6 protein-coding genes and 4 pseudogenes are annotated in these 8,397 nt (G+C 61.9%); 5 read left to right on the top strand and 5 right to left on the bottom strand.

Going from position 1 to position 8,397, the window contains the following annotated elements:
- Nucleotides 1-52 precede the first annotated feature (52 nt).
- Both ABWP84_RS17260 and pstS read right to left on the bottom strand, forming a co-directional pair.
- Nucleotides 53-1,696: a Na/Pi symporter gene (locus tag ABWP84_RS17260; RefSeq protein WP_353213268.1), complete on the bottom strand. Its 1,644-nt coding sequence runs from the start codon at nucleotides 1,694-1,696 to the stop codon at nucleotides 53-55.
- Nucleotides 1,697-1,783: 87 nt separating this feature from the next.
- Nucleotides 1,784-2,836, bottom strand: coding sequence for a phosphate ABC transporter substrate-binding protein PstS (gene pstS / locus ABWP84_RS17265; RefSeq protein ID WP_353213269.1), 1,053 nt, complete (start codon nucleotides 2,834-2,836; stop codon nucleotides 1,784-1,786).
- Nucleotides 2,837-3,475: 639 nt separating this feature from the next.
- Between pstS and ABWP84_RS17270 the strand changes: the two genes are divergently transcribed.
- From ABWP84_RS17270 to ABWP84_RS17285, 4 genes and pseudogenes are all read left to right on the top strand, one after another.
- Entirely contained in the window at nucleotides 3,476-4,132 is a 657-nt protein-coding gene (locus ABWP84_RS17270; protein ID WP_353213270.1) for a hypothetical protein, read from the top strand.
- 31 nt (nucleotides 4,133-4,163) lie between these two features.
- The gene (locus tag ABWP84_RS17275; protein WP_353213271.1) at nucleotides 4,164-5,222 is read left to right on the top strand and encodes a substrate-binding domain-containing protein; all 1,059 of its coding nucleotides are present in this window, start codon (nucleotides 4,164-4,166) and stop codon (nucleotides 5,220-5,222) included.
- Between the two features lie 13 nt (nucleotides 5,223-5,235).
- Nucleotides 5,236-5,850 carry a hypothetical protein gene (locus ABWP84_RS17280; RefSeq protein ID WP_353213272.1) on the top strand — a complete coding sequence of 205 codons (615 nt, stop codon included), beginning with the start codon at nucleotides 5,236-5,238 and terminating at the stop codon, nucleotides 5,848-5,850.
- 113 nt (nucleotides 5,851-5,963) lie between these two features.
- Nucleotides 5,964-6,390, top strand: a pseudogene (locus ABWP84_RS17285) (IS3 family transposase); the annotation flags it as partial.
- 1 nt (nucleotide 6,391) lies between these two features.
- Here the strand turns inward: ABWP84_RS17285 and ABWP84_RS17290 are convergent.
- Together ABWP84_RS17290 and ABWP84_RS17295 are read right to left on the bottom strand one after the other, a co-directional pair.
- Nucleotides 6,392-6,538: pseudogene (locus ABWP84_RS17290) on the bottom strand (IS3 family transposase); the annotation flags it as partial.
- 107 nt (nucleotides 6,539-6,645) lie between these two features.
- Nucleotides 6,646-7,653, bottom strand: a complete 1,008-nt coding sequence (locus ABWP84_RS17295) for a hypothetical protein (protein WP_353213273.1) — start codon at nucleotides 7,651-7,653, stop codon at nucleotides 6,646-6,648.
- 190 nt (nucleotides 7,654-7,843) lie between these two features.
- Between ABWP84_RS17295 and ABWP84_RS17300 the strand changes: the two are divergent.
- Nucleotides 7,844-8,270: pseudogene (locus tag ABWP84_RS17300) on the top strand (IS3 family transposase); the annotation flags it as partial.
- A 1-nt stretch (nucleotide 8,271) separates the two neighbouring features.
- Here the strand turns inward: ABWP84_RS17300 and ABWP84_RS17305 are convergent.
- A pseudogene (locus tag ABWP84_RS17305) lies at nucleotides 8,272-8,397 on the bottom strand (IS3 family transposase); the annotation flags it as partial.

Below are 8,397 nucleotides of genomic sequence, written 5' to 3' on the forward strand. Positions count from 1 at the left end.
AGCCCCGCGTCGGGGAATCCCCTTTCTGAGTCACGGCTTCAGGGATTGGGTATTACTCGGCGGGCTGGGGCGTAGCCCCGTCAAACCCAGTGCGCGGCGCGACCTCGGCATTTATGCGTTGGGGCGCCACGCGTGGCACGGAACGCCGTTCCGCATCGAGACGTGCGATCAGCATGAGCACGCGCTCGGCGCTGCCCAGAAGTGCTAGAACCGCACCGCGCTCCGCCTGCTTCAACCCGCCATTCAGGCGAAGACAGCGGGTGCGCAGGTCCAGCAACATCTCATCGCGCGGCGCATCGCGAGGCTCACCAGCCGGCGCATTGGGCAGTAGTTGTGCCAATGACCGCGTGACATGGTCGAGCATTTCATCCACCAGCGCGCGAGAGTCCGGCGAAAAGGTCTCCCGCTTGATGCGGCGGCCGATCTGCCAAAGCTGCTCCTCAACCGCACCGGCAAAATCCACTTCCTCGATCAGGCTCGCGACTAGATCCTGTTCGGCTGGAGGTGCGTCTGGAAGGAAGAGGCGCGAGGCATAGCTGCGCGTATCGCGGCCCAACTGGTCCAGCGCCGCGTGATGTTCCTCCAGCTTAGATGGCGTCCCCATCTCGCCGCGTGCCGAGGCCAGATGCAGCGATGCCCCCTCAAGATAGCGCTGCAACTCTTGGCCGAGGGCGGGCACAGCCTGCTGCATATCGCCCAGCTGTTCCGCCTTGAGATATTTCGGAATGGAGTAGTCCTCGCCCTCGTCAACGCCGCCGATTCGGTTCAGCACACGCTCGAAAGTTCCCACGAAGGGGAATAGCAGAGCCGTGTTGAAGATGTTGAAGAAGATCGAGTAGATGCCAACCGCGACTGGCACCAGCGGATAAGTCTCCCGCCCGTCCAGAATCACCGGGGCGGAAGGGTCGCCAATGAAGTTCATCATGATCCAACGCAACGCATCCATGGCGACGAAGAAGAGTGGGATCGTCACCAACACGCCGAGCACGTTGAAGCCGATATGCGCATAGGCCGCGCGCTTGGCATTCTTCGAGAGGTTCAACGACGCCATCCAGGAGGTGATGGTCGTGCCAAGGTCAGCGCCAAGCGAGAAGGCCACCGCTGTCTGCCAGTCGAGAATGCCGGCCGAGCCAAGCCCCATCACGATGCCGATGGTGGCGGAGGAGCTGTGGATCAGCGCGGTGATCACCGCGGCGGTGAAAACACAGCCCAGCAGACCCGTGAAGCTGTTGGCGTTCACCGTGCGGATCGCGTCCATGACTTCGGGCATCGCGCGCAGCGGGCGAAGGCCACCGGTCATCAGGTTGAGCCCATAGAAGATCAGCGCGAAGCCCATCAGCGAGAGCGCGATATTCTTCCATTTATCCGACTTGGCGAATATATAGACCAGCGCGAAAACGCCCCCGAAGAAAAGGCCGAGCGGGCCGAGCGGCAGGGCGATCAACCCATTGCCGAGCGTTGTGCCGATATTGGCACCCATGATCACGCTGATTGCCGGTTTCAGCGCGATGACCCCGGCATTCACCAGGCCGACGGTCATCACCGTCATCGCCGTGGAGGATTGCAGCACACCGGTGATGAGCGTGCCTGCGATCACACCCTTCACTGGCGTCCCGGCAAAGCGGCCGAGCGCGTCACGCATCTTGTTAACCGATAGGTTCTGGATGCCATTCGCCATGAACTCGAGGCCAAGCATAAAAAGACCAAGTCCGCCGATCACCGGCACTAGGACTTGCGTGAATATATCAATCTGCATAGGTCTTAACTCTCCAATCTCTCAAGGTCAGCGCGCGTTGGTGCGCCAGTATTTTTGAACGTTACGCACAATGTCTTCCGGCAAAGGCACGAAGCCGAGGGGCAGGGCCTCGGGGCCCATTTCGGTCAGTGCCACGTCGAAGAACTGCAGGACATGACGCGTACGCCGTGAGGCGGCCGGGCGGCGGCGCATCAACGCGTAGACTGTTACCGCGATAGGGTAGGCGTCTGGACCGCTCGGCTCTGCGCCCGCTTCGAAGAAGTGCGAAGCCTCATCCCATTGGCGTGTCACCAGAGCCTGGGAGATATTCTCCTGCGTCGGCGCAACGAAACGGCCCGCGGCATTCTGCAGCAGAGCGACCTGCAGGCCCTGGCGATTTGCCAAGCCGACCTCTACGAAGCCGATGGCGTTGGGTGTGGCGAGAACGCGATCGACGAGCCGGCGCGTGCCGCGCGCGCTGGACCCCACCGGCCAGATGACCGACTGGTTGACACCGACCTGCATGCGCCAGTCCGGACTGGACGCGGCAAGGTAGCGCGCGAAGTTGAATGTGGTGCCTGAGGCGTCCTCGCGCTGAAAGACAGCAATCGGCGCGTCAGGCAGGGTCAGCTCGGGGTTGAGGCTCCTGATCGCTGGGTGGGACCAGTTTCGGATCTCTCCCAGGTAGATCCGGGCCAGGGTCGCGCCATCCATGCGCAGCCGCTGATTGGCGCCCAACCCGCGCAGCGAGGTGACGACCGCCACACCGCCGCTGACCAAAGGAAACTGGATCAAGCCGAGCCGGGCCAAGTCGGCCGGTGAAGTAGCCACGTCCGAGAGGCCGAAATCCACCGTGCCCTGCGCGACCGCCATCAGCCCGCCCAGCGAGCCCGTCGGCTCATAATCGAGCCCCCCGTCCACTGAGCCTACCTGCCCGCCCTCACCAGGCAGGCTGGTATAAAGCATACCCCAGCGCATGATGATGGGCTGCGCAAAGCTAGATCCGGCCCCAATGAGTTCTTGCGCGGCGGCAGAGCGCGGCAAAAATAAAGAAACAGCGGTAAGCATCGCCACCGCCCCAGCGTTACGGCGTTTTAACATACCAACTCCATCAAAGTTGAAAAACAATTTCCACGTTTAGTCAACAAAAACAAATGATAATTTAATGAAGAGCCGGGATGCTTCGGCATGATCCACGGTCCTAAAATTTGCGTGGCGGCGGTTGCAGGTCTGCTGCTGGCCGCGAAGCCCGTTCTGGGGTGGGCTGCCGACCAAGTTTACTGGGCCGCGTAAACCCTTGGGCGATGATGAGGCAATGGGCCAGGCCAGCACGATCTCTATCAATTTGCGAAGACTGCGGTTCATGAGCGGGCTGCGCGGGCGAAACAGCCAGTTACATGATCTAGGTCATGGGTCTGGTCTCACCAAGGAACTGCCTGCGTATCGGTAGGGCTCTGCCTGTGCGGCTTCGAGGGGCCAATTCGGGCGCTGCGGGCGGCCTCCTAAAAAGCCCTGCTCCGGGCCGCTCCGAGGCCGCCATCCGCCAATTGCATGCCTGGAAAAACAGTCATGAAACCGTCGCCTTCTGCCGCGTGCGTTACGTTTTGTTTTGGGTTAAAACGCACTGATAGCGATTATTGGTCCGTATGGCCGTGGATGGGCTGCGCCAGGGATCAAGAGCCGGCGAGGTAAGTCGTGTGGCAGTTTTTCAGACCCGTCTCTTGGGTCCTGATTGCGTTCTTGCCATCCCTTGGCCTGGCGCAATCCACCGCCAAACCCAATGCCACACAGCAGGGCTTGGCCCGGATTGATGCGCTCGAAGAGCATGTAGCCCAGCTGAATTTAGCCCTGCAAAGGGTGCAGACCCAGCCGCCAGAGCACTTTCTGCTGGCCGCACTCAATCTGCAGTCCACCCTGCAAACGAGCCGTCCCTACCCGCGCGAGTGGCAAGCCCTGCGCGACGCGGCTCCCCCGGGCGGGCTGCCCACCCGTTTTGCCGAGGTTTTGGCCAGCCATGCAGTGCGGGGCCTGGCCACTGCTATAGAGTTGCGCGAGAGTTTCTTGGTGCTCGCACCCATCCTGGGGGCGCAGGTCCGGGCTGACCAGAGCTGGTTGGATCGGGGCCGCGAATGGCTGACACACCTCATAGCGGCTGTCGGTCTGGCGGAAGCGCCGCCTCCCAGCCCCGCTCAGGCTACCATTGCCAATGTCTCGCGCCTGCTGGCCCGCGGCCAGATCGCGGCGGCATTGGCCGATTTGGAAACCCTCGATGACCGCCTGCAACCCGTCATTACCGGCTGGCTAGCCCAGGCACGCGCCAGGGTCGCAGCCGAACAGGCGGTGTTGGAGACCATCCTATCGGCCTTCGCCGCGCGCGCTGCCCCCCCCCTGAGATGAGCACTTTCCCCCCCTGCCCCGGAGCCTTAGCATGATTGCATTTCTTCCAGCTTTGCTGGCCACCGCGCTGCTGTTGGCACCTCTCGTCGCCAAGGCGCAGGGGGGCTCGGCGCTTCGGGACCGGCTGCATGTCGTCTCCTCCGGTTCCTCCCGTGCTGTCAGCGAGGCGCTGGTCGAAGCCTTCACCCATCGTTATTCCAACGTGCTGCCACCCAGACTGGAGATCACTGGCTCCGCTGCGGCGCTTGAGCAGTTCTGTGCTGGGGTGGGAGTGGATACCCCCGACCTCGCCATCACCAGCCGGCGTATTACCCGCACCATGGCCGATACCTGCGCTGCCAATGGGGTGACCGATATCGTGGAGGTGGAACTCGGGCTGGGTGCGTTGGTGATCGCCATGCGCTCTGGCGAGGGCATGCCAAACCTGACCAGTTGGCAAATCTACGCGGCGCTCGCCGCCGAATACGCGGCCGTGAATGGATTCCGCCCCAATACCCTGAGCACATGGTCACAAATGTCGATGAACCTGCCGGCCTTGCCGATCCGAGCGGTGATCCCCGATCAGCGGTCAGGCACGCGCGCCTTGTTAAACGATTTAATCCTGGAGGGTGGCTGCCGCTACGTGAAGGCGGTGCGGATGATTTTCAGTGCGGCCTCTCGTGTTCCAAAGTGCATAACGCTCCGTGACGATGGCCGAATTCGCCAAGTGGCCAGTGCGGCCGTGCCCGGCGCCCTTATGGAGAGCCCCGCCGGCACCATCGGCGTTATTTCCTACGCACAATTGCTGGAAAGCGGCGGCAATCTCGTTCCGGTCGCGCTGAATGGCGTGCTGCCCACCGCCGCCTCAATCGCCAATGACGATTATGACGTGGTGCGGACCATTTATCTCTACGCCAAGCGCCAGCATTCGCGGAGCGCGCAAGGCGTGGGCGTGGTGCGCGGCATCCGCGACTTCACCGCCGATGCGGTCTCGGAAGCGGCAGGGGGGCCGGGAGGCCTGCTGAGCCAGCATGGGTTAGTGCCGCTTGCCCCCGTCGCGCGCGCGCAGCAGCGCGAGATCGCCGCGCGTCAGACACTTTTGAACCGTTGAAGGCAGCCCCCTAATGACCCACCGTTTCATTCTCGCCGCCCTGCTCGTCTTTGCCTTAATGTCACCTCTTGGCAGCCTCGCGCGGGCGCAGAATGCCGCACCCTCGGTGCAGGTGCCATTGCAGGATCTACCGGTGATCGAGTCTCGCACCGAGCAGTTGCTCCGCTGGTTCTCAGACCTGAAGGATTCGGTGGGCCTGGGCCGCAGGGCACTCTCCATTGCGCGCAGCCATGGCGACAATGCGCGCACTGATGATTTCAACTGGCTGATGGGAATTGCCGGCTTCAGGATGAAGAACATCGAGAGCACGCTGGGGCTTTTGCCGGGCCTGACGCTGGAGTTCGGGCAAGCGCGCGAACTCTCCGAAGCTGATAGGGAATATCTCGACCGCGCGCTGCGACGTCATGCCAGGCGCCAGCCCGGCCCCCTCTCGGCCCTCCAGCGGATCATCATTTCGGGTATTCTGGAGGCTAATGAAATCCAAGGCTTCAACGTCGAGAAACTGACGGTGACCCTGCTACCCCTCCCTTATGTGAAGTTCACTATCGCACCCTCCGATGCGCCGCGTGGCCCCGAGGCCTCGCGCGTGCTGATGGCCATTGATCGGCTGAATCAGCGCCTGCAATAATGCGTCAATCCGCCGAGCGCGAAAGGTATAGAAGTGGCTCGGGAAATTCGGACAGATTGATAACTGGCTTTCCTGCCTCACGGCGGCGATGTTGCCGCATATCAGGAGCGAGCGTGACGAAGCGAACACGCCGGACACACAGCCCCGGCTTCAAGGCAAAGGGTGGCTTGGCAGCCATCAAAGGCGAGAAGACATCGGCCGAACTGACCTAAATGTTTGAGGTACATCCTGCCCAGATTGTCGCCTGGAAAGCGCAGTTGCAGGTAGGCGCTGCTGGGGTTTTCGGCGCTGGCGCTGCAGCCACTGAGAGCGCGCCTATGGTCGATCTGAAGCGGCTGGATGCGAAGATTGGGGAGCAAACGCTGGAGAAGGATTTTTGTCCGGCGCGCTCAACAAAGCCGGCCTGCTGAGCGCAAAGCGACGATCGACCGCGGCAATGTCCTGCCCATAACGCGGCAGGCTGCGCTGCTGCCGCTGAGCCGCAGCAGCGTTTATTTCCTGCCCCGTCCCGTGCCGCCGGCGCGGTTGGCGATCAAGCGAGCATCGTCTCGGCGGTGCAGCCAATCTTGGCCGCGATCGAGGTAATCGCCGCCCATCCTGACAGGTGACCAGCCTGGTGCTGCTGCACCAGGCGAACCGCTCGCTCGCGAACTTCCGGCGAAAACCGCCGCTGTGTGGAGTCTGTCATCGGTAGAGCCTCTCAGGGGTTGAGGCCTCCGACAAACCAGAGGCGGTTCGTGGGCCAAGTCGCCATCCTGCGCCAACCGGAAGGGCTGACGCAGGATGATATTGGCCTTATACCGCAGGTCTACGGCGGGTTGGCGCGGACTGACGGCTGGGCGCGGCCGCTTCCGAGCGCTCCAGAAATTCCTCGAGCAGTTGGCCCAGGTCGCGTGACATCAGCCCGATCCGGGCCTGAAGCGGCTCAATCAGAAGTTGAAGTTTCTCCAGGTCGTCGGTGCTCATTGCGGCATGTTCCAGAATGATCGCCGGCGGTTCCGATGTGGCGTCGTGATCGGGGATAAGCCCATCGGCGCGCCAAGACGCGATGATCATCTCTCGCGGGGTATGGTCGCCAGGATTGATGCGCGCATTCAGGTAGCGCCAGACGCGCATGCCGAAATGTGTCGAGCGCTCGGGCGCGCGCCAGAGCTCTTCCAATATATTCTGCCGCAGCCGCAGCTCGCCGGTGGCGTCGACACCCAGCTGCGACACGCTCAGCGCCCCACCGGCACCACCGGCCACCATGCCGGCGACGGTGGGGATTGTGGCATTTGTGAAGAAACTCAGGCCGCCAGTCACCACCGCTGCGCCGGCACCGATGGCGATACCGGCCGCCGTGAGACGATTATTGGTAATGGTATTACGATTATTTAATTCATCTTGCAATTTGATGATCCGTGCAAGTTGGCATTCCAGAGATGCCGTCATGGCTTGTATTTCCAGAGCAGCCCGTTCAGTGCTTATCGCCATATGTATGCCGGCATGAGAATTGAACGCGGACGTGCCGTTGCGGCCTGTGGTGTCGACCGAGGCCATAAGCGGGGCTGCGGCGCCGATTACATCCGCGATATGCACCGCCTGTGCCGAAAAACCCGCTGCCAAAAGGCCGGCGCTCTGTGCGGGTGTCGCCACCGGCAGAGGCGTGCGGCGCGGCGGGACTTGGCTTAGGCAGATCGCATCACCAACGACGATGTCGCTGCGATCGTTAGCGCAGGCATTAAGCGCCAAGGCGGTAATTGAAACAAGCAAAATGCGTGGACTGATGCAGATGCCGCGAGTGAGTATATTTGGCAATATCATGAAATCCTCTGACTGAGCACAGGTTCAATTAGACATGGGCGCCGCAAACCGCAACCGATTGTGATCTATTTTAGGACCGTTTTTCTGCGTTATACCAATGTCGCCAAGAAGTGGCTCGGGAAATTCGGACAGATCGATAACTGGCTTTCCTGCCTGACGGCGGCGATGTTGCCGCATATCAGGAGCGAGCATGACGAAGCGAACACGCCGGACACACAGCCCCGGCTTCAAGGCAAAGGGGGGCTTGGCAGCCATCAAAGGCGAGAAGGCATCGGCCGAACTGACCTAAATGTTTGAGGTACATCCTGCCCAGATTGTCGCCTGGAAAGCGCAGTTGCAGGTAGGCGCTGCTGGGGTTTTCGGCGCTGGCGCTGCAGCCACTGAGAGCGCGCCTATGGTCGATCTGAAGCGGCTGGATGCGAAGATTGGGGAGCAAACGCTGGAGAAGGATTTTTGTCCGGCGCGCTCAACAAAGCCGGCCTGCTGAGCGCAAAGCGACGATCGACCGCGGCAATGTCCTGCCCATAACGCGGCAGGCTGCGCTGCTGCCGCTGAGCCGCAGCAGCGTTTATTTCCTGCCCCGTCCCGTGCCGCCGGCGCGGTTGGCGATCAAGCGAGCATCGTCTCGGCGGTGCAGCCAATCTTGGCCGCGATCGAGGTAATCGCCGCCCATCCTGACAGGTGACCAGCCTGGTGCTGCTGCACCAGGCGAACCGCTCGCTCGCGAACTTCCGGCGAAAACCG

The sequence above is a fragment of the Rhodovarius sp. genome, assembly GCF_040399605.1.
In the GTDB taxonomy this organism is placed as follows: Bacteria; Pseudomonadota; Alphaproteobacteria; order Acetobacterales; family Acetobacteraceae; genus Rhodovarius; species Rhodovarius crocodyli_A.

What these genes read in the sequence shown, in the direction of transcription:
- ABWP84_RS17260 (WP_353213268.1), bottom strand. Translation starts at nt 1,696, where the DNA reads ATGCTTGGCCTCGAGTTCATGGCGAATGGCATCCAGAACCTATCGGTT.
- pstS (WP_353213269.1), bottom strand. Translation starts at nt 2,836, where the DNA reads ATGTTAAAACGCCGTAACGCTGGGGCGGTGGCGATGCTTACCGCTGTT.
- ABWP84_RS17275 (WP_353213271.1), top strand. Translation starts at nt 4,164, where the DNA reads ATGATTGCATTTCTTCCAGCTTTGCTGGCCACCGCGCTGCTGTTGGCA.
- ABWP84_RS17280 (WP_353213272.1), top strand. Translation starts at nt 5,236, where the DNA reads ATGACCCACCGTTTCATTCTCGCCGCCCTGCTCGTCTTTGCCTTAATG.
- ABWP84_RS17295 (WP_353213273.1), bottom strand. Translation starts at nt 7,653, where the DNA reads ATGATATTGCCAAATATACTCACTCGCGGCATCTGCATCAGTCCACGC.